This window comes from Nocardia sp. NBC_00508 (assembly GCF_036346875.1).
In the GTDB taxonomy this organism is placed as follows: domain Bacteria; phylum Actinomycetota; class Actinomycetes; order Mycobacteriales; family Mycobacteriaceae; genus Nocardia.
This window is the reverse complement of the sequence record NZ_CP107852.1, coordinates 3,665,665-3,685,050: the sequence shown is the minus strand read 5'-3', so window position 1 is coordinate 3,685,050 and position 19,386 is coordinate 3,665,665. Positions and strand designations below refer to the sequence as shown.

Below are 19,386 nucleotides of genomic sequence, written 5' to 3'. Positions count from 1 at the left end.
AATACATCCGGAAGACCGCCGGACCAGTTCGAGCAAATCTGCAAATCAGGCATGCCGTATCCAACCGAGCAGAGAATGAGCAATCGACGCGACTACTATCGAGATCCCAACGCCCCGAAGGCAAACAGCCTGGTTCCTGGCGGCTCTGCCCCGATCATCGACGATACGGGCGCGATTCTCATGCAGCGCCGGGCCGATTCAGGCAACTGGTCCCTACCGAGCGGCACCATGGAGATCGGCGAGACTCTCGAACAGCGCGTAGTCCGCGAGACCAGGGAAGAACCGCCCCTTGGCCTACCCTCAGCTGGGATTTCTGAACGCAACCAGAGCCGGTTGACCACGCTGGAAGCCAACGGTTTCCGATCGAACTGCGGGAGGTAAGCCGGGTACGGCACCCGACGCGCCCAGTACCGCCAGATGAAAACAATGGTAGGTGATGCCTGGAATGAAGCTCGGGCAGAGAAGTCTCTGGCGATGCCCCCCAGTAGAGCCCACCCTCCATGGGTGTATCGGAGCAGTGCTGGGCACGCCGGGTGCCGTACCCGACTTACCTTCCGCCGTCGATCACGCACCCACAGTCCCAGCCCAGTCAGCCGGCTGTGGTGGCGTTGCAGAACTTGAAATCATCGAGCGGAGTCAAAAGGCGGTCGTAGCGGGTTATTCGAGCCGCCATTTGACTACCTCCGATCTCACGGTGGTACGCGCTGCCTCCCCGATAGCGAAAGTTATCTGGCAACAACTTTCTTGATCGGCGGTGCCTGTTTCTGCCGGTTTGACTACTTCCGGCCTCGCTCCGAACTGTCCCATCTTGTGGTTCGGGCTTATTCGGGTGCGTAGAGCTCAGGCAAGAACAGCGCTTCGGCGCCGTCGCGGGTGTAGAGCTTCCGTTGCAGGGAGCGCAGGATCGTGATCGCTTCGGTGTCGCGTATCGCGTTGACGAGTTGGAACTCGACGCCCGCGCCGAACAGGTCGCTACCGAAGGACAGTTCGCTCAAAAACAGTACCCTGGCGGTCTCGACCTCGGTCAGCATGGCTCCGTCGCGGACCGCGCGACGGAGCCTGGCGGCTTCGTCATCGAACCGATCACGGTCGGCAAACCCCAGTGCGCGCACTGGGATCGGTGCGTTCGTCGACACTCCGACCCAACTGGCCAGAGCCCCGTCCACGAAATCGCGTTCCGCGGGCGTCAGCTTCGACATATCGAATTCCATCAGTATCTCTCCTGAAGTCGTTGTCACTGCCTACCGGTTACCACCAGGTTTCCGGGCGGCGTCCCTCCGGTGCCGCCGGGGACCCTGCCAGGGTCGAGTGATGGATCCGTGGTCTGGTTGGTGAGCCGGATGAACTCGCCCAATGGGTCCTTCGGCCGGTAGACGGTGCCGTGATCAGTAGTGCTGGGTCGACGATGACGATGAACCCGTCGAAACTCATGACGGGATTGCCGACTTTGTCCTTGCCCAGACGCTCCATTTTTATGCATCGAGTTCGATGTCTTCAGGACCACGTCCGCGATCTGGTTGTATCTGTCCGCGATGCCGGCCAGCGCCGAGACGCCCCAGCTCAGCACCTCACCCGGTGTGGGTGTCGCTCTAGCTACCATCGTGGGCACCGGTCGGGATCAGATCGGTCACCGCAGCCAGCTGGGCGGCGGCCACCATATCGTCGTCGCGGTAGGTACTCGCCGCATGCCCGAGCAGCTCTGAGAACCGAGTGAACCGGGCCTTCAACGTCTCTCGCGCTTGGGCCGCCAACGGAGTCGTGGACCCGAGACTGTGCCCGACCACGGATCCATTCAACTTCCCGTCGACCTGATCGGCGCCCAAGGACGCAGCTCCATCTATCTCTGTCGGCAACACAGCCAATGCTTGCGCCGCCGTCCGCAGGTTCTCCGGATTGACTTCGAACACAACGATCCCCCACTCCGGCTCGACCCTCGTCCGGCTCGACCCAGCCTAGTTCACCGCATCAGCCACTCATCGCGAACCTCTCACTCCGGCGCGTTTCTCGAACACAGCGAACCCGTTGCGGGCCTGCGACTTCCGCATTGGTCTGCCTGGTAGGTGATGACCACCTGAGGTCCGATGGTTGCTGGGCCTGTAGTCCCACCGGCCGGAACCAAGAAGGATCCGCCGCCGCCTCCTCTGCCGCCGCTTTGTGTTGGGTTGCCAGTACCTGCCATGCCGCCCGCGCCTCCCTGCAGGCTGACTCGTCCACCTCCAGCCATCGGGTCGAGAACAACGGGCTGAGGTGTATCGGACAGTCCCAGCCCAGTCGACCAGCTGTGGTTGCGTTGTCGAACTCGAGCATCGAGCGGAGTGAAATGGTGGCTTCAGGACAAGAGACAGCGACCATTTGACTACCCCCGAGCTCACGGTGGCACGCGCTACCTGCCCGACTTCGGTTTTGTGACACCGGATTTACGGTTGCGGGCAGGAAACTGCAGCGTGTCTGCCGCGGGGCCGGGTCGGCGCGATACTCGTGCACAACCGTCACCACGACGGCTGGGTGGCCACCGCGCTGAAGGGAAGTTCCATGACAACCAGCCTGCCCGCATTCCCCGCCGCGAACGAGACTCCGCTAGACACCTGTATTCGGCTCCGGGAGATCGCGCCCGTAGTCGAGGTGGAGTTTCCCGGCGGCGTGCCCGCCTACCTGGCATTGACGCACACAGCCGTACGCGAGATTCTCGCCGGCGACAACAAGACGTTCGCCCGCGACCCGATGCACTGGCCTGCCCTGCACGACGGATCGATCGCGGAGGACTGGCCACTGCGTGCCGTCGTCCAGGGCGACCACCTGTCCACCAAGGATGGCGACGACCATCGGCGGCTGCGTGGCCTGATCAGCAAGGCGTTCACGCCGGGCCGGGTGCATGCGCTGGAGCCGCGGATCCAGGCGATCATCGATCGATTGCTCGATGACGTGGTGGCCGCCGGCGATGGGGTGGACCTGGTGCCCACCTTCACCGAAGCGCTGCCGATGGCGGTGATCTGCGAACTGTTCGGGGTGCCGGAGCCGGAACGGGCTCATCTGCGGCATTGGACCGCTACCCTCCTGGCGCACACCACCCCGCCCGAGGAGGCGTTCGCGACGCAGAACGCGCTCATGGCGTACCTGCACGAACTGACCGATCGCAAGCAGCGCGAGCCCGGCGACGATCTCACCACCGGCCTGGTGCAGGCTCGGGACGAGGAGGACAAGCTCACCACCGACGAACTGGTGGCCGTCTTGTGGATCATGCTGGTCGCCGGTCACGAGACCACGGTCCATCTGCTCGGATACGCCATCTTGGCGCTGGCTCGGCACCCCGATCAGCTCGAGTTGGCCAAGGCCGAGGACCGCTGGGCCGACGTGGTCGAAGAGACGGTGCGATACCGGCATTCGGTGATGATGACCAGCTGGCGGTTCACGCTGACGGAAGTCACCATCGCGGGCGTGACCATTCCCAAGGGGAACGCGGTCGGCGTGGCCTACCAGGCGTGTGGCATCGACCCGGCGGAGTACGGCGAGACCGCGAACGAGTTCGACATCACCCGCAAGCAGCAGTCCGGCCATCTCGGGTTCGGCCACGGGCCGCGGTACTGCATCGGCGCCGGGCTGGCCCGCCTGGAGGCCCGGCTCGCGCTCGCCTCGCTCTACCGGCGGCTGCCGGACCTCGCACTCGCGATCGACCCGAAAGACATCCCTTACTCGCCGTCCTTCTTCACGATCGGCCCGCTGTCGGTGCCGGTGAAGCTCGGCGCCGTCCAGCCGTGACCATCTGCGGCCCGGTTCCGATTCCCGACCTCGGTTTTCCGGAACCGGGCTCTGCGTGCCGGCCGCTGTCCGCGCACCAACGGTCGACGTCCCGCGGTCAGCGAAGCTCGGCTCACCGCCTCTCCATTTCCTCCCGCTCCAGGATGGCGACGCTCAGGGTGCGATTCTCATGCGATGGGTCATGTGCTGTCCGGAAGCCTGGCAGCCGACACTTGCCAGGACAATTAGGCCTCGTGTCGCATACGACCGGCGGCCTTGGCTCGGCGCCTGGCCATTTCCTCCTTTTCCAGGACAGCCGCCTGGGCGAGAGTAGGTGCGGTGCCGCCGAGCCGAACGGGGACCCAACGGGCTCCCTCGGGCATCGAGTAGTTCCGCTGGGCGGCTTCCAGCAGTTCGTTCATGCGGGCGCGCATGGTGGCGGTGAGTTCGTCCGCCGGTTGGGTCGGCGGGATCGGGGCGCCGATGCGGATATTGATCGGAAAGTTGTGGCGGCCAAGCTGTTTCGGGATGTCCTTGGTCCAGATGCGGTGCGCGCCCCAGATGATCAGCGGAATGATCGGGACATCGGCCTCGATCGACATTCGGGCCGCACCGGACTTGAACCCCTTCAGCTCGAAACTGCGGCTGATGGTCGCCTCGGGATAGACGACGACCAATTCGCCGTCCCGCAGCGCGGTCACGGCGCGGGCGTACGACTCCGCGCCTGCCGTGCGATCGACGCCGATCGCCTTGCAGTGCTTCATGAGGAAACCGATGATGCCGTGCTCGAGTTCGGCCTTCATCATGAATCGGACGTTGCGGCCGGATTTGCGCCCGACCAATCCCACTTCCATGAAATCCAGATAGGCCGTGTGGTTGACGGCGAGCACAGCGCCACCGGAGCGCGGAATGTGCTCTTGGCCTCCGATATCGATACGCAGACCCTGCGCGAAGAAGATGGTGCGGGCCAAGCCGGTGAGGATGTCGTAAACCGGTTCCCGCGCCATCGCACCTCCCGTTACTGCCCCGCCGCGTTCTTGCGCGCGACCTTCTCCTTCGCCTCGGCGGCATCCATCGCGTCCGCTTCCTCCAGGGTAGGAGCGCTGCCGCCGAGCCGGGTGGGAACCCAGTACGCGCCGGGCTCGTGCACGTAACCTTTCTGCAGGTCGAGCAGCATCTCCTGCATGGTCGAGCGCAGTTTGGCCGTGAGTTCGGCGGGAGGCTGGAACGGCTGGATCGGTTCGCCGACCGCGATCGCAATTGGCGTGTTGGTGCGGCCGAGCCGCTTCGGGAAGCCCTTGGTCCACACCCGCTGCGCACCCCAGATGACGATCGGGATGATCGGCACCTCCGCCTCGATGGCCATGCGCGCCGCGCCGGATTTGAACTCCTTGATCTCGAAGCTGCGGCTGATGGTCGCCTCGGGGTACACGCCGACCAGCTCGCCACGGCGCAGATATTCCACCGCGGCCTGGTACGAGTCGGCGCCCGCCGAACGGTCGACCGGAATGTGCTTGAGCGCCCGCATGATCGGACCGGAGATCTTGTCGTCGAAGACCTCCTTCTTGGCCATGAACCGGATGTAGCGCTTCGGGGTGCGCACCGGCAGGCCCGCGTAGGTGAAGTCCATGTAGCCGGTGTGGTTCACCGCCAGCACGGCGCCACCCCGTGCGGGGACGTGTTCATCGCCCTTGACGGTGAACTTCAGACCTTCGAGAAAGAAGACGGTACGGGCCAGCCCGATGATCGTCCGGTAGACGGGTTCCACAAGTCCGCTAGCGTAGTCGCTGACCGTCACCTCCGGCAGTGCTCCGCGTGCCGCACCGGAGCGAGGACGCGCGAGCAACCCCAACCGCCCGCCCTGAGGGAAGAGGATCGTCCAAGTGCAACGCGCCCGACCGGTACCGCGTGATTACGACCACAGTCCGGCGCGCGATCGGGTTCGGGCATCAGCGAACCCGGACCAGCCGACGTCCACAGCCGCCCATCCGACTCGGCGCCAGAGCGCCCGGCATGGTGGAGCAGCGCTGATCGGTCGGGAATCAACGCCGCTGGGGCAACCGGCGTGCACCCCCACGCACTCGACTCGGCGCCGGGGCGCCCGACCGCGTATGCGCGCATCGATGATCGGCCTGGCCCTGATCGGCGCGGGCGCGCTGACCGGCTGCGACTCCGTTGCCGGTATCCCGGACGAGAGCGCCGCACCGGCAGCGGCGCGCACGACGCCACCCGCCGCCGTCCCGGCGACGACACCACCAACCAGCTCGTCGCTGCCGCCGGTGCCCGCCGACGCTCCGCCGGTGGGCGCGGTCGCCGGGCTTCCCGCCGCGGCGAGCGCAGTGCAGCGCTGGGCTGCCGACCTGCAATCGCACACCATCGCCGAGATGCAGGAGAAGTGCTGGACCATCGCGCCGAAGAACGTGGCCGACATGTACGACGACCAGCAGTCCGTCCTCGCCGCCCTGGCACAGCCGGGGACGGCAACCGAGGACACCGTCATCTGGCAGAGCAGGACCACTACGGTCGCCATCGATCGCGCGGAGGTCGAGACCGGCTACGCCTGTCCGCGCGTCGCCGAGGCCGGTGCGGACGTCGCCTACAACGACGCCGACGCCAGGCACACCGTGCGCCGCTACTTGTCCCGCTTCGTCGGATCTCCGCTCGATCCGGCCGACCAGGAAGGCACCTACCCGCTGGTCTGCAAGGCGTCTCCGGCCACCTGGGATCCCACGGCCACCGGACGCGCGATCCCCGCCCCGCTGGCCAATAACCAGGGCATGCTGACCGGTACCACCGCATTCGCCGACCAGCAGATCCGCTCGGAACAGCTGAACGCCGACTATGTCGCGGTGCTCGTCCCGGTGACAAACTCCTCGGGTGTGGCGCAGACCCGCACCTTCACCCTGCGATCCGGGCCGGACGGCTACTGCATCGGCGAGGTCTCCGCGTAACTACTACCCTGGTTGGCTGGTAACAGCAGGAGGAGCAGCTAGTGCAGATCACCAGCGTCGGACACGCCGGATTCCATATCCGCACCGCGGCCGGGTCGATCCTTTGCGACCCCTGGGTGAACCCCGCGTACTTCGGTTCGTGGTTCCCGTTCCCCGACAACACCCAGCTCGATTGGGACGAGCTGGGTGCCTGCGACTTCCTGTACGTCTCGCATCTGCACCGCGACCACTTCGACGCGAAGACGCTGGCCAGGCACGTCAACAAGGACGCGACCGTCCTGCTGCCGGACTACCCGGTGCCGGACCTGCGGCGGGAGTTGGAGCACCTGGGCTTCCACAAGTTCTTCGAGACCGAGGACTCGCTCAAGCACACCGTGACCGGTCCGGGCGGCGACCTGGACATCATGATCATCGCGCTGCGCGCGCCCGCCGACGGTCCGATCGGCGACTCCGGGCTGGTCGTCTTCGATGGCGAGACCACCTGCTTCAACATGAACGACGCCAGGCCCGTCGACATGGACGTGCTGCACGACGCGTTCGGTCACGTCGACATCCATCTGCTGCAGTACTCGGGCGCGATCTGGTACCCGATGGTCTACGACATCCCGGCCCGCACCAAGTCGAACTTCGGCAAGCAGAAGCGTCAGCGTGGCATGGACCGGGCCCGCAGTTACATCGAGCAGGTCGACGCGACCTGGGTGGTGCCTTCGGCGGGTCCGCCGGTGTTCCTCGATGACGAGTTGCGCTACCTCAACGACGATCGCGGCGACGAGGGCAACATCTTCCCGGACCAGAAGGTGTTCCTGGAGCAGATGGAGATCCACGGCAACACGGGCGGGATCATGATGATCCCCGGCTCGGTCGCCGACGTGCGCGGCGCCGAACTGACGCTGACCCACTCGAGCGACCCCGCGGAGATCTACGACAACAAGGCCGAGTACATCGAGCGGATGGCGCAGCGCCTCGCGCCGGTGCTGGAAGCCGAGAAGGCGACCTGGGCCACCACCGCCGAGGGCGCGCTGCTGGAACCGCTACAGAAGCTCTTCGAGCCGATCATGGCCCAGAGCGACCTGATCTGCGACGGCATCGGCTACCCCGTCGGCCTGGTGATCGGCGAGGAAACCGTGGTGCTGGACTTCCCCAAACGCACGGTGCGCGGGCCCGTCGAGGGCGAGGGCCGCTACCGCTACGGCTTCCGCATCGCGCCGGAACTGGTCCGCACAGTACTGCGCGACCAGGAGCCGGACTGGGTGAACACCATCTTCCTGTCCACCCGTTTCCAGGCCTGGCGAATCGGTGGATACAACGAGTTCCTCTACACCTTCTTCAAATGCCTCACCGACGAGCGGATCGCCTACGCCGACGGCTGGTTCGCCGAGGCCCACGACGATTCCGCCTCCACCGAACTCGGCGGCTGGGAGGTGCAGCGGCGCTGCCCGCACCTGAAGGCGGACCTGTCGAAGTTCGGCGTGGTGGACGGCAACACGCTCACCTGCAACCTGCACGGCTGGCAGTGGGATCTGGAGTCCGGACGGTGCAAGACGTCCAAGGGACACGAACTGCGCACGCGCAAGCTGAGCTGATCACCGGGCCTTCCGGCCGGTGCGCACCGGCCGGAAGCATCGCGGGCAGACGCTAACGCTCGGAGACCTCACGGGTGAGCCTCGACGACCACGGGCACCACATGCACCCCGGCAGGAATGCGCCGCACGCCTCGTCGAGATGATCGTTGACGTACATGATGCTGGCGTCGCAGACCTCGATCGCCATGGTGAAGAACGTGATGGTGTCCGGGTCCAGGTGGAAATCCCACCCCGGGTTGTAGGGTGTCGGGAGTTTCCTGATCCGCCCCATGACATGCACAGACATCTGCTCATCGCCCGACAGGATGCGACGGGCCTCGGCGATCCGCTGCTCGTTGTTCAGCTGGATGATGAATTCCTTGCCGGAGTAATCGGTGAATGCGAAGAGCGCCATGACTTTCCCCTCTGGGTCGATGGATCTCGGATGCTGCACCAGTGCCACTCGATGGTAGCGGCGCAAGACACAGAAAGATAGCTAGAAAGTAGCTGTCGACTACAGCGGAAGCTCATCGGCACCCGAAGGCGAACCTGTCGAAGTTCGGCGCGGAAAGAATGTACGACCCGAAACTCAGCGGGAAATCCCCGCAGGGGTCTCGTTGCGCTCGGGCGGACGCGGGCGCCGCGCCGCTTTCGCCGTGCGGATCAGCTCGCGGATTGCGATACCGCCTCTGGCGACGGGGGCAGCGACGCGGCCGTCGGGATCGATCAGTACGGCGGACGGGGTTCCGCGCACCCGATAGCGCAGAGCCGCCTCGTTGCCCTGCTGTACCAGCGAAGGAATCTCGCCGAGCCCGTTTTCGATGCCCCACGCGGCCTGCTCGACAGCGTCACCGTTACCGACCGCCACGATGGTCAGGGCATCGCCGGTGCGCGCGTGCCAGCGTGGCAGTTCCCTGGCCAGCGCAGCGCACAGGTCACAGCCCGGATGCACGAATACCAGCAGCACCGACCGATCCCCGGTCAACAGTCCTTCCAGTGTGGTCTTCCCGTCTCTGGCGTCGAGCAGTTCGAATTCCGGCGCCACCGAGCCCACCGGCAGGCCCTCCGCGCCCAACGTCGACAGCGCCTGCTCGTCGACCCGGCGGCGCAGGGCGCGCAGTTGCCCCGCCAACCACGCCAGCATCGCCGCCAGCGCGGCGACCACCGCACAACCGACCGCGTTGTCCGCGGGCAAGCCCATCGGCAAACGCGGATGGGTCAGCGCGCCCACACCGACGGCCGCGGCGAGCACGAGGAGAACGCCGTTGCGCGCCAAGGTCTTCGGACCGATGGGCATCGCGCTGACAGCGCCGAAGCAGGAACAGGAGGGCCGCTCACCACGGCGCAGCAAGCGCAGGATCGCCGCCGTGAACACAGCGAGCAGCAGCAGCGCCGCGACCGCGGCCAACCCGGAAACCCTGGGAAGCAACAGCGCGACCGCGATCATCGCCTCGGCGATCGGCAGTCCCCATGCCACAACGGGCACCCAGCGCAGCGGCACCCCGAAGTCCCCCACCGCCTGCCGCGTCGCGCTCCGATCCGCGAGCTTGCCCCAGGCCGACAGCCCGAACACGACACACAGAACCAGCCGTGCAACCCATACCCCGTATTCGATCAGCATGAGCGCACCATTCCACACTCATGCGCTTTGAACATGAATGACTCGACCGGGCTTTTCAGGACCGAGATCGAGTAGCGACGCCGACCGCGACGAGGGTCAGCACGCAACCGATGATCGCGGTCACCGACAGGCCCGCGGTTGTCGGGGTGAACAGGTCGAGGACCAGGGCGAACAGCAGTTGTCCTGCCACCGAGGTGAGGCCGAGCAGCAGCACGCCGATCCAGCGCACGGTCAGGGCGGCCAGCGCGATGAAGGCGACTCCGATCAACCCACCGAGATAAAGCCATGGCTCGGTGGGGAATTCGGCCGGGCCACCGGAGGTCGCGATCACGGCGGCCTCGAAGACGAGCAGCGCGCCCAGGCCGACACAGAAGTTGACCATGGCCGCCGAGAGCGGCCCGCCGACGGCGCCGACGTTGCCGTTCACCGCCTGCTGCCAGGCCAGACCGATCCCGGCCAGCGCCGGGAGCACGATCAGCAGCGCGGTCGGTGCGTCGCGCAGCGCGTCCGGCACGGAGAGACCACCGGTGGCGGCGCGGCTGTGGCCGATTCCGGCGACCAGTACCGCGAGCAAACCGAGCGCCGCACCGGCCAGACGCACGGAGGTGACGGGCGTGCGCCCGCTCGGGCCGAGACCGAGCCGGTCGACGACCAGGCTGCTGAGTAATTGGCCCGCCACCGTCGCGACGGTGAACGCGGTGACGCCGATGGCCGCGACAGTGAGACCCTGGCACGCGACGAAGAACGCACCGCAGAGGCCTCCGAGCAACTGCCACGGCCGAAGCACACCGTCGGTCACCGCCCGCCGCACCTGCCGCGCGCCATCGCGGAGCCGCCCGCTGACCGCGAAGGCCACCGCGAGCACGAGGAGCCCCGTGCCGAAACTGATGGTGGCGGCCGCGATCCCATCGTGCAGGCGCGCACCGAGCGCACCGTTGATCCGTCCCTGCACCGCGACACCGGCGCCGATTCCGAACCCGAAGACCAGCCCCAGTCTCACCTGCACGGTCATAGCCCGCACGCTACCGGGGCGAGATCAACGTCCAGTCCAGCGGCCGCCGCACTCGTCCGCGCACGTTATCGCACACCGCCGCCCACGCGAATGACCCGGCATTTGCCACTCACCGGCGACGAGGGAGCCAGCGGGGCGTCAGCGCGGCTATGCCGAGCATGGCGGCTCCGAGCAGGGCCAGCAGGGTTGACATGGAGTACCAGATGGCCGCTACGGCGGCGAAGCCGAAGACCGCGAGCGCGACCACCTCGCTCAGCAGGCCGGACACCGAGGTGACCGTGGCACGGGCCGGGCCCTCGATCGCCTCTTGCAGACGGGCACCCGCGACGACCACCGCGTTGTGCACGATGCCGTAGGAGATGCCGATCGCCGTGAATCCGAGCACCGCCAGCGGATACATCAAGTCGGGCCGCCGTGCCGCGAGCCCTGCGACCAGCGCGCCGCCGAGGAACAGCACACCGGCGACACCCATCACGATTCCCATCGTCCGACCCGACATGCCTTCGGTCCGCCCGCCCAGCACGGAACCGACCAGCGAACCCAGCACGGTGAGACCGACCAGCAGCGGCACCACCGCCGTGGAGACACCCACCTGCTGCGCCAGCAGTGCGAAATACTCGTCGAACGCCGTGATGCCGAACAGCAACGCCTCCAGCAGCACGCCATAGCGCACCGCCCTGACCCGAACCGCCTCCGCGACACCGGCTTTCAGCATGCCGAAGTACCGGGCGAACGGCCGCGGCCGCTCGATCACGCCGCCCGGCAACGCATCTCGCTCGATGACTGCGCCATCGCCCGCATCGCTCGTGCCGACGTCACCCGGAGCGGATCCGCGAGGGGCGTCCAGGGCAGACGGCCGCGCAGCCGAACCCGCGCCAACCATGACATCCGAGTCGACGGGACGATCCGCTGCGCCGCCATCGTGAACCGACACCACATCGACTCGGAGGGCTGAGTTATCCGGATCGGTATGTAGCAGCGCGGAACGCGTGACACCGGATCGCGCCGCACGGTCTTCCCCGGACGACTCCGATACGACGTCCTCCAAGTCGTCGACGTCCACCGCGGAGACCGCCTTCGGCGCGGCGGGCAGCGACAGCGCGATCACCGTGTGCAAGGCGGCGACCGCGACGCTGGACCAGCCGACCAGTGCGTAACCACCGTAGAGATAGAGCGGGGTCGCCGCGAGGATGGCGACGACGACGGCCGCTTCCGCGCCCGCGCGGGTGTAGCCGAGGATGCGCGGGTAAGTCGCGGATTCGCCGCGAGCGGCGAGGTCGTCGTAGAGCAACGCCTCGAACGTGCCGGAGGCCAAAGCGCCCGAGCTACCCCACAGCACGAATCCGGCGGCGAAACCCGCGAAGGAGGGCGCCACCGTCCACAGCGCGAAACCAGCGGTCAACAGCGCGCCGCTCAGGACGAGCAGACCGCGCCGCGAGACCGTGTCGGCCCACGCTCCGGAGGGCACCTCCAGGAGGAACGACGTCGCCGACCAGATCGCGAACAGCGCGGAGATCTGCCCGGTGCTCATGCCGTGATCGGCGAACAGCAGGGCATACAGCGCGTAGAGCGGAATCAGTTCACCGATGCTCATGAAGAGCACGGCCCGAACCGTCAGCGAGCGCAGGGTGAGATGGTGCGCGCTACCCGTCGAGCGGGCGCGCGGCGTTTTCGCGAATCAATAGGCGTAGATGAGCAAACGCATGCCGTCAGCATGTACACGGTCACCCGGCGGCGTCAAGGGATTACCCGGCGACGGCATGGGAGTCAGCGCGGTGCCGGGCAAGCTGCCAGGCAGCTGCAACTGGATCATCCGAGTAGCGCCACGGACTCAGCCGGGATGTCGGACTTGGCGGGGCGTTGTCGGGAGGATCAGTGCAGTGGTACCCAGCCGTTGGCGTGGACCGAGTCCCCGTCGCCCAGTTCCCGATCCGTGCCGCCGAGAGCGACCCGGCCCTGGTTCTCGTTGAGGTCGCTGATCAGCTCCGACACCGGATGCGAGTCGCTGTAGTGATAACCCTGCGCGAGCGCGAAGCCGAGCTCGGTGAGCACCGCGGCCTGGTATTCGGTCTCCACGCCCTCGGCGATCACCTGGAGGTCGAGCGCGTTGGACAGGGCGGCGATCACACCGAGCAGCGGTGGCGCGGGCGAGCCCGAGCGGATCGCGGCGACGAAGGACTGGTCGACCTTGAGAATGTCGCTCGGCAGGGTGGCCAGCCTGCTGAGCGAAGAGTATCCGGTGCCGAAATCGTCGATGGCGATGCGCACACCCCGCTCACGCAAGGTGTGCAGATTCGCGATCGCGGTCTGTGATTCGGCGGCCAGCTCGCTCTCGGTCACCTCGAGCACGAGCTGATCGGCGGGCCAGCCGGTACTGGCGAGAATGTCGGCGACCCGGTCGGCGTAGCCGGCCTCGGCCAGCTCGAGCCCGCTGACGTTCACGTTCAGCGTCAAGTCGAGCTGGGCGAAGGTCTCTTGCAACCGAGCGGCGTCCGCGCATGCCCGGCGCAGCACCAACTCGTCCAAGTCGGCGATGAGGTCGTATTCCTCGGCGACGCGGATCAGGCCCTCGGTGGTGACGTCCGGCTGCGCGCTGGACGACCAGCGCAGCAGCGCCTCCACGCCGACCGCCTTGCCGCCGCCCTCGGTCAGGCTGACGATCGGCTGGTAGTGCACATCGAGGGCGCCGCGGTCGATCGCCTCGCGCAGCTCCACCGCCAGCGGCAGCTGCCGGGAGGACTCCAGCACCGTCCGGTTCCGTCCCGCCTGCTTGGCCCGGTACAGGCCGACATCGGCACGGCTGACCAGCAGAGATCCTGATTCCCCCGGCTGCCAGGAGGTGACGCCCGCCGAACAGCCGGTGGTCACCGCCGCGCGCAGCTGTTCGGTGAGCAGGATCGCGGCCTGCTCGGTGGTATTCGGCAGCAGCAACGCGAACGCGTCTCCGCCATAACGGGCCAGGCGCTGGTCGGGGGCGAGCAGTTTCGACCAAGTGTCGGCCACCCGCTGCAGAACGGCGTCGCCCGCGCGGTGACCGAGATGATCGTTGATCTTCCGGAAGCGGTCCAGATCGACCAGCACCAGAGCGAGTCCCTGCCCGGACCGGGTGGCCTGCTCGATCGCGTTGTTGAGCGCACGATCGAAGCCGCGGCGGTTGAGCAGGCCGGTGAGCACATCGATATCGGCCTCGGACGCCATTCTGGTCAGGATGCCGACGACCACGCCGACGCCGAAGGTCACACCGGCCGGGATCAAACCCGACCACCACGGCAGCCCCGGAGTCACCGGGCGGGCGGGCAGCACCCACATGCACAGCGCCAACGCGAACGCGATGTGGGCCGCCGCCTGCGACCACGCGAAGAACAACGCGGCGTCGCACGCGATGAAGACGTAGAAGGACGCGAGGCTGATCGCGCCGACCGTGTTCGGGAACGAGTGCACCGCGATGGTCACCAGCACCGTCGCGATCGCGACGTAGATGTGGTGGATCGAATGCGGCAGTCGCGGCCCCCACGCGAGCAGCGTCAGACCGAGCACCAGCGCTACCGCCGCCGCCCCGCCGACCAGTGGCCGATTACCCTCCTCGCCAGGGGCGATCGCGGTGATGAGCAGGCCGAGAACCCCGCCCATGACGTAGAACGCCCCGGTCGTCCGAGCCATGACCATAGCTGTCGCCAGCGCAGATGCGGCCCGCACCCGAGTCCGGGTATCGCCGCGAGACCCGATTCCTCGCACGATGAATAGCCTAGACATAAGGAATCCCGCCGGTTGCCACATCCCCGGAATCCGGCATGGCGAACCGGTAGCTATTCACCTGTAGGTCACACGCTCGTCGTCAGTTCGGCGGCCGGAGCACCTCGGTGCCGACGAACGGGACCAGCGCCGACGGAACCCGGACCGACCCGTCGGCTTGCTGATGGTTCTCCAGTATCGCAACGATCCAGCGGGTGGTTGCCAGCGTGCCGTTCAAAGTGGCGGCGATCTGTGGCTTTCCATTCTCGTCGCGATAGCGCACGGCGAGGCGGCGAGCCTGGTACGTAGTGCAGTTGGAGGTCGAGGTGAGTTCCCGATAGGTCTGCTGGGTGGGTACCCACGCCTCGCAGTCGAACTTGCGCGCGGCCGAGCTGCCCAGATCGCCCGCCGCGACGTCGATCACACGGTAGGGCACCTCGACGGCCGCGAGCATCTCCTGCTCCCAACCGAGCAGCCGCTGATGTTCGGCGTCGGCCTGGTCCGGCGTGGTGAAGACGAACATCTCCACTTTGTCGAACTGGTGCACCCGGATGATGCCGCGGGTGTCCTTGCCGTAGCTGCCCGCCTCCCTGCGGAAACACGACGACCAGCCGACATACCGCTTGGGACCGCCGCTCAGATCGAGGATCTCGTCCGAGTGGTAGCCCGCCAGCGGCACCTCCGAGGTGCCGACGAGGTAGAGATCGTCGTCGGCGAGGTGGTAGACCTCCGCCGCGTGCTGGCCGAGGAACCCGGTGCCCGCCATGATCTCCGGACGCACCAGCACCGGTGGGATCATCATGGTGAAGCCGTTGGCCACCGCCTTCTGCGCGGCCAATTGCAGCAGACCCAGTTGCAGCAGCGCGCCGTAACCGGTGAGGAAATAGAACCGGGCGCCGGACACCTTCGCACCGCGCTCGGTGTCGATCAGGCCGAGCGACTCGCCGAGTTCCACATGGTCTTTCGGCTCGAAGTCGAATTCCCTTGGCGTGCCGATGGTGCGGAGCACGACGTAATCGTCCTCGCCGCCCGCGGGAGCGCCCTCCTGCACCACGTTCGAGATAGCGCGGTGCGCGGCGTCCAGGTCGGCGTCGGCGGCATGCTGCGCGACCTCGGCCTCCTTGACCTTGACCGACATCTCTGCCGCCTGCGCGAGCAGCGCGGAGCGCTCCTCCTTGCTCGCCTTTCCGATCAGCTTGCCCATCGCCTTGTGCTCGGCGCGCAGATTGTCCGCGGTGGCCACCGCGGCACGCCGCGCCGCGTCCGCTTCGAGCAGCGCGTCGACGCGGGCGGGGTCTTCGCCGCGGGCGCGCTGCGAAGCACGGACCGCGTCGGGGTCGTCCCGCAGGAATCGGAGGTCGATCATGGGCCACCAGCCTAGTGGTCGGCGCATTGCCGTTTCACGCCGATATCCCAGGATGGGGTCCATCGGCGCGGGATCGCGCGCATAGTGGGCTTGTGGGTACCCCATTCGACGAGACCGCCATCGACAACGCGCTGGCCGACCTCACCGCCGGCGAGAAGGCATGGGCCGCGACTCCGCTGCGCCGCCGCCGCGAGCTGCTCGACGAACTCCACACTCGGACCGGCCGCTTCGCCGAGGACTGGGTGCGGGCCGCGTGCGTCATCAAGGGCCTCGACGAGGATTCGCCGCTGGTCGGCGAGGAGTGGATATCCGGCCCGCTCACCCTGTTGCAGGCGACGGCCGCCCTCTCGGCGACCTTGGCCGTGCTGGAGACCGGGTACAGCCCGCTGACGGGGCTCGCACTGAAGGAGGCGCCGGGTGGGCGGGTAGCGGTGCCGATCCTTCCGCACGGCGTCTACGACCGGCTGCTGCTCAGCGGTTTCCGCGGCGAGGTATGGCTGCGGCCCGGCGTCGACGCCGACACCGCGCGCAGGCGGGCCGGACTGGGGCAGCTGGATCCGACGGCGACCGGCGGCATCGGCGCGGTGCTCGGCGCGGGCAATATCACCTCGATCCCGCCGCTGGACGCGCTCTACGAGCTGTACGCGCACAACCGAGTGGTCGCGCTGAAGCTCAACCCCATCACCGACCCGCTGTACACCGTGTTCGAGATGGTGTTCGAACCCCTGCTCGAGCTCGGTGTGCTGCGGATTCTCACCGGCGGCGCGGAGCAGGGCGGCTACCTCGTGCATCATCCCGAGGTCGCGCACGTGCATATGACCGGCAGCGCGCATACCCACGACGCGATCGTCTGGGGGCCCGGCCCCGAGGGCGTACGGCGGAAGACGGACAACCGGCCACTGCTGGACAAGCCGATCACCAGCGAGCTGGGCGGCGTCTCGCCGACCATCGTGGTGCCCGGTGCCTGGTCCGACGCCGATTTGCGCTACCAGGCCGCGCACGTGGCCACTCAGCGGCTGCACAACGGCGGCTACAACTGTGTCGCAGCGCAGACCGTCGTGCTCAGCGCGGAATGGGACCGCAAGAACGAGTTCCTCGACGAACTGCGCATAGCCCTGGAGCGGGCGCCGCAACGGACGGCGTATTACCCGGGCAGCGATGCGCGTGTCGCCGACGCGCTGGCATCGTATCCGGAGGCCGAGCGCCTCGGCGCGGGCCGCGTGCTGATCGACCAGCTGCCGCGTACCGACACTCCGCTGCTGCGCACCGAATACTTCTCTCCGGTGCTCGGGGTGGTCGAACTGCCTTACGCGGGGGGCGAGTTCCTGCAGCGTGCGGTGGACTTCGCGAACACCGAGCTGACCGGGACACTCGGCGCGAACGTGATCGCCCCTCCGGCGACCATCCGCAGGCTCGGCATCGCCTTCGACCGCGCGATCGAGCGGCTGCGCTACGGTGCGATCGCGGTGAACGCCTGGACCGGCCTGGCCTTCCTCGCGCCGCGCGCCGCCTGGGGCGCCTTCCCCGGCCACACCCTGGACGACGTGCAGAGCGGAATCGGCGTGGTGCACAATGCGTTGCTGCTCGACGATGTCGAGCGCACCGTGGTGCGCGGTCCGTTCCGGCCCGCGCCGCGCTCGTTGGTGGGCGGCGAACTCGCCCTCTCGCCGAAGCCGCCGTGGTTCATCGACAACCCCACCGCCGCGACCACCGGCCGCAGGCTGACCGAGTTCTACGCCAGTGCCAACCCGGCCAGGCTGCCCGGCGTGTTCCTGTCGGCACTGCGCGGCTGACCGCCGGGCGGGGCTGCCGCGCCGATAGGGCCAGGTCGTGGCACCACGGCACGGACACTGCCATGATGGACCGCGATGTCCTCCGAACATGTGCCCCGGTCCCGGCGAGCGCCAAGGCGCGGCGCGCCCTCGCGCGCCGACGCCGTACGCCGCACATTCGATTCGGCCAAGGCCGCGCTCGCCGACAGCGACCTGCGCAATCTGCATCTGTCGGCGCCCACCTTGCGCTGGGGTCTGCTCGCCGTGGCCGTCGGCGCCGTGGTCGCGGCCCTGGTGACGCTGTTCGTGACCGGCTTCGACAACGAGAAGGGGCTCGAGGCGCACAATCCCGGCTCGCCGCTGCAACCCGTACTGGACAAGGAGTTCGGCACTGCGGCCAAGGGCGACTGCCTGAGCTGGACCAAGCCCGACCGATCCGACCTGGTCAAGGTGAACTGCTCGAGCAAGCACATGTTCGAAGTAGCCGGCGATATCGACATGAGCAGGTATCCGGGCAAGGAGTTCGGCCCCGGCTCGCGGTTCCCGGACTCGCTGCGGCTCACCGAACTCAAGGAAGAGCACTGTGTCCCCGCCGTGCAGAAATACATGTCCGGTCGCTTCGATCCGCGCGGCAAATACATTGTCGGACTGATGTATCCCAGCCCGGACGGCTGGCAGCACGGAGACCGCACGCTGCGCTGCGGGTTGCAGGTCGCGGCCAGCGTCGGCACGCCGCCTTCGGCAGGCAGCGCCACCGAGCACGACCAGTCCAGGGTGTACGAGCCCGGCATGTGCCTCGGCATCAACCAGAATCTGCCCACCGATCCGGTGGATTGCGCGCAGCCGCACGCCGTGGAGATCATCGCCACCATCGATCTCGCCGCCCACTTCACCGGCGGCCCGCCGCCGAAGGAGGAACAGGACAAGTTCGTGGAGGAAGAGTGCACCCGCACCTCGACGGACTACCTCGGCGGGCCGGACGTGATCCGCAACAAGACGCTGACGCTGTTCTTCGACTACATCGACGCTCGCAGCTGGATGGCAGGCAGCCGCAAGCTGGACTGCATGCTCGGCAAGGGAGCCGATCAGGAGGGCTTCGCACCGATCACCGGTTCGGCCAAGGGCGACATCCTGATCAACGGCCAAGCCCCGGTACCGCCGCCGAACAACGGACGGTCCACGCCCATACCACTGCCCGGCGCCGCGCCGTTGCCGCCGCAGCGGCCGAGGTAGCCGATCGCCCATGCCCGTCTCGATGTCCGCCGACCGGTTCGAGGAATTGGTCGGCGACGCACTGGATCTCATCCCGCCCGAGCTCGCCCGCGCGATCGACAATGTGGTCGTGCTGATCGAACCGCGCAATCCGGAGGATCCGCACCTGCTCGGGCTGTATCACGGCATCGCGCTCACCGAACGCGATAGTCAGTACGGCGGAGCGCTTCCCGACACCGTGACGATCTACCGCGAGGCCATTCTCGAACTCTGCGCCGACGATGCGGAGGTGGTGGAAGAGGTGGCGGTCACCGTGATCCACGAGATCGCACACTATTTCGGGATTGACGAAGACCGTCTGCATCAGCTGGGATGGGGTTAGTCTTTACCGAGTTGTATTGCGTACCCACAGCCATGGGTGTG

The 19,386-nt window shown here is 67.3% G+C and carries 17 protein-coding genes; 7 read left to right on the top strand and 10 right to left on the bottom strand.

The features are described 5' to 3' along the window. Positions 1-51 precede the first annotated feature (51 nt). A complete protein-coding gene (locus tag OHA40_RS16270; RefSeq protein WP_330233877.1) occupies positions 52-381 on the top strand; it encodes an NUDIX domain-containing protein in 330 nt (109 codons plus the stop codon). Positions 382-821: 440 nt separating this feature from the next. On the opposite strand, the gene OHA40_RS16265 is transcribed toward OHA40_RS16270, so the two are convergent. Both OHA40_RS16265 and OHA40_RS16260 read right to left on the bottom strand, forming a co-directional pair. Next, complete coding sequence (locus OHA40_RS16265) at positions 822-1,211, bottom strand: hypothetical protein (protein ID WP_330233876.1); 390 nt, start codon at positions 1,209-1,211, stop codon at positions 822-824. A gap of 378 nt (positions 1,212-1,589) precedes the next feature. Beyond that, the gene (locus tag OHA40_RS16260; RefSeq protein ID WP_330233875.1) at positions 1,590-1,823 is read right to left on the bottom strand and encodes a hypothetical protein; all 234 of its coding nucleotides are present in this window, start codon (positions 1,821-1,823) and stop codon (positions 1,590-1,592) included. A 709-nt stretch (positions 1,824-2,532) separates the two neighbouring features. Here OHA40_RS16260 and OHA40_RS16255 point away from each other — a divergent pair. Further along, a complete protein-coding gene (locus OHA40_RS16255; protein ID WP_330233874.1) occupies positions 2,533-3,756 on the top strand; it encodes a cytochrome P450 family protein in 1,224 nt (407 codons plus the stop codon). A gap of 224 nt (positions 3,757-3,980) precedes the next feature. On the opposite strand, the gene OHA40_RS16250 is transcribed toward OHA40_RS16255, so the two are convergent. Together OHA40_RS16250 and OHA40_RS16245 are read right to left on the bottom strand one after the other, a co-directional pair. Continuing rightward, a complete protein-coding gene (locus tag OHA40_RS16250; RefSeq protein WP_330233873.1) occupies positions 3,981-4,742 on the bottom strand; it encodes a lysophospholipid acyltransferase family protein in 762 nt (253 codons plus the stop codon). A gap of 11 nt (positions 4,743-4,753) precedes the next feature. Continuing rightward, on the bottom strand, positions 4,754-5,503 hold the full coding sequence (locus tag OHA40_RS16245; protein ID WP_330233872.1) for a lysophospholipid acyltransferase family protein: 750 nt from the start codon (positions 5,501-5,503) through the stop codon (positions 4,754-4,756). Positions 5,504-5,858: 355 nt separating this feature from the next. Here OHA40_RS16245 and OHA40_RS16240 point away from each other — a divergent pair, with 355 nt between their 5' ends. Together OHA40_RS16240 and OHA40_RS16235 are read left to right on the top strand one after the other, a co-directional pair. Continuing rightward, the gene (locus OHA40_RS16240; RefSeq protein ID WP_330233871.1) at positions 5,859-6,686 is read left to right on the top strand and encodes a hypothetical protein; all 828 of its coding nucleotides are present in this window, start codon (positions 5,859-5,861) and stop codon (positions 6,684-6,686) included. Positions 6,687-6,727: 41 nt separating this feature from the next. Further along, positions 6,728-8,269 carry a Rieske 2Fe-2S domain-containing protein gene (locus tag OHA40_RS16235; protein ID WP_330233870.1) on the top strand — a complete coding sequence of 514 codons (1,542 nt, stop codon included), beginning with the start codon at positions 6,728-6,730 and terminating at the stop codon, positions 8,267-8,269. Positions 8,270-8,321: 52 nt separating this feature from the next. Here the strand turns inward: OHA40_RS16235 and OHA40_RS16230 are convergent, their stop codons facing one another. The 6 genes from OHA40_RS16230 to serS all read right to left on the bottom strand — a co-directional run bounded on the left by OHA40_RS16230 (position 8,322) and on the right by serS (position 15,979). Next, entirely contained in the window at positions 8,322-8,663 is a 342-nt protein-coding gene (locus OHA40_RS16230; RefSeq protein WP_330233869.1) for a BP74-related protein, read from the bottom strand. 174 nt (positions 8,664-8,837) lie between these two features. Then, the gene (locus OHA40_RS16225) at positions 8,838-9,869 is read right to left on the bottom strand and encodes a MauE/DoxX family redox-associated membrane protein (RefSeq protein ID WP_330233868.1); all 1,032 of its coding nucleotides are present in this window, start codon (positions 9,867-9,869) and stop codon (positions 8,838-8,840) included. Positions 9,870-9,924: 55 nt separating this feature from the next. Beyond that, positions 9,925-10,881: a DMT family transporter gene (locus tag OHA40_RS16220; protein WP_330233867.1), complete on the bottom strand. Its 957-nt coding sequence runs from the start codon at positions 10,879-10,881 to the stop codon at positions 9,925-9,927. 109 nt (positions 10,882-10,990) lie between these two features. Continuing rightward, positions 10,991-12,475, bottom strand: coding sequence for an MFS transporter (locus OHA40_RS16215; RefSeq protein ID WP_330233866.1), 1,485 nt, complete (start codon positions 12,473-12,475; stop codon positions 10,991-10,993). A gap of 278 nt (positions 12,476-12,753) precedes the next feature. Next, the gene (locus OHA40_RS16210) at positions 12,754-14,541 is read right to left on the bottom strand and encodes a putative bifunctional diguanylate cyclase/phosphodiesterase (protein WP_330233865.1); all 1,788 of its coding nucleotides are present in this window, start codon (positions 14,539-14,541) and stop codon (positions 12,754-12,756) included. 175 nt (positions 14,542-14,716) lie between these two features. After that, positions 14,717-15,979, bottom strand: a complete 1,263-nt coding sequence (gene serS / locus OHA40_RS16205) for a serine--tRNA ligase (RefSeq protein ID WP_330233864.1) — start codon at positions 15,977-15,979, stop codon at positions 14,717-14,719. 92 nt (positions 15,980-16,071) lie between these two features. Between serS and OHA40_RS16200 the strand changes: the two genes are divergently transcribed. The 3 genes from OHA40_RS16200 (at position 16,072) to OHA40_RS16190 (ending at position 19,345) form a co-directional block, all read left to right on the top strand. Next, positions 16,072-17,772 carry an aldehyde dehydrogenase family protein gene (locus OHA40_RS16200; protein ID WP_330233863.1) on the top strand — a complete coding sequence of 567 codons (1,701 nt, stop codon included), beginning with the start codon at positions 16,072-16,074 and terminating at the stop codon, positions 17,770-17,772. A 75-nt stretch (positions 17,773-17,847) separates the two neighbouring features. Continuing rightward, positions 17,848-18,984 (top strand): septum formation family protein, encoded by a 1,137-nt coding sequence (locus OHA40_RS16195; RefSeq protein WP_330233862.1) that lies wholly within the window; start codon positions 17,848-17,850, stop codon positions 18,982-18,984. Positions 18,985-18,994: 10 nt separating this feature from the next. Next, positions 18,995-19,345, top strand: a complete 351-nt coding sequence (locus OHA40_RS16190) for a metallopeptidase family protein (protein WP_330233861.1) — start codon at positions 18,995-18,997, stop codon at positions 19,343-19,345. The last annotated feature ends 41 nt before the right edge of the window (positions 19,346-19,386 follow it).

Coding starts and splice junctions, on each gene's coding strand:
- OHA40_RS16270 (WP_330233877.1), top strand. CDS start 52: ATGCCGTATCCAACCGAGCAGAGAATGAGCAATCGACGCGACTACTAT.
- OHA40_RS16265 (WP_330233876.1), bottom strand. CDS start 1,211: ATGGAATTCGATATGTCGAAGCTGACGCCCGCGGAACGCGATTTCGTG.
- OHA40_RS16255 (WP_330233874.1), top strand. CDS start 2,533: ATGACAACCAGCCTGCCCGCATTCCCCGCCGCGAACGAGACTCCGCTA.
- OHA40_RS16250 (WP_330233873.1), bottom strand. CDS start 4,742: ATGGCGCGGGAACCGGTTTACGACATCCTCACCGGCTTGGCCCGCACC.
- OHA40_RS16240 (WP_330233871.1), top strand. CDS start 5,859: ATGATCGGCCTGGCCCTGATCGGCGCGGGCGCGCTGACCGGCTGCGAC.
- OHA40_RS16230 (WP_330233869.1), bottom strand. CDS start 8,663: ATGGCGCTCTTCGCATTCACCGATTACTCCGGCAAGGAATTCATCATC.
- OHA40_RS16225 (WP_330233868.1), bottom strand. CDS start 9,869: ATGCTGATCGAATACGGGGTATGGGTTGCACGGCTGGTTCTGTGTGTC.
- OHA40_RS16220 (WP_330233867.1), bottom strand. CDS start 10,881: ATGACCGTGCAGGTGAGACTGGGGCTGGTCTTCGGGTTCGGAATCGGC.
- OHA40_RS16215 (WP_330233866.1), bottom strand. CDS start 12,475: ATGAGCATCGGTGAACTGATTCCGCTCTACGCGCTGTATGCCCTGCTG.
- OHA40_RS16210 (WP_330233865.1), bottom strand. CDS start 14,541: ATGGCTCGGACGACCGGGGCGTTCTACGTCATGGGCGGGGTTCTCGGC.
- serS (WP_330233864.1), bottom strand. CDS start 15,979: ATGATCGACCTCCGATTCCTGCGGGACGACCCCGACGCGGTCCGTGCT.
- OHA40_RS16195 (WP_330233862.1), top strand. CDS start 17,848: ATGTCCTCCGAACATGTGCCCCGGTCCCGGCGAGCGCCAAGGCGCGGC.
- OHA40_RS16190 (WP_330233861.1), top strand. CDS start 18,995: ATGCCCGTCTCGATGTCCGCCGACCGGTTCGAGGAATTGGTCGGCGAC.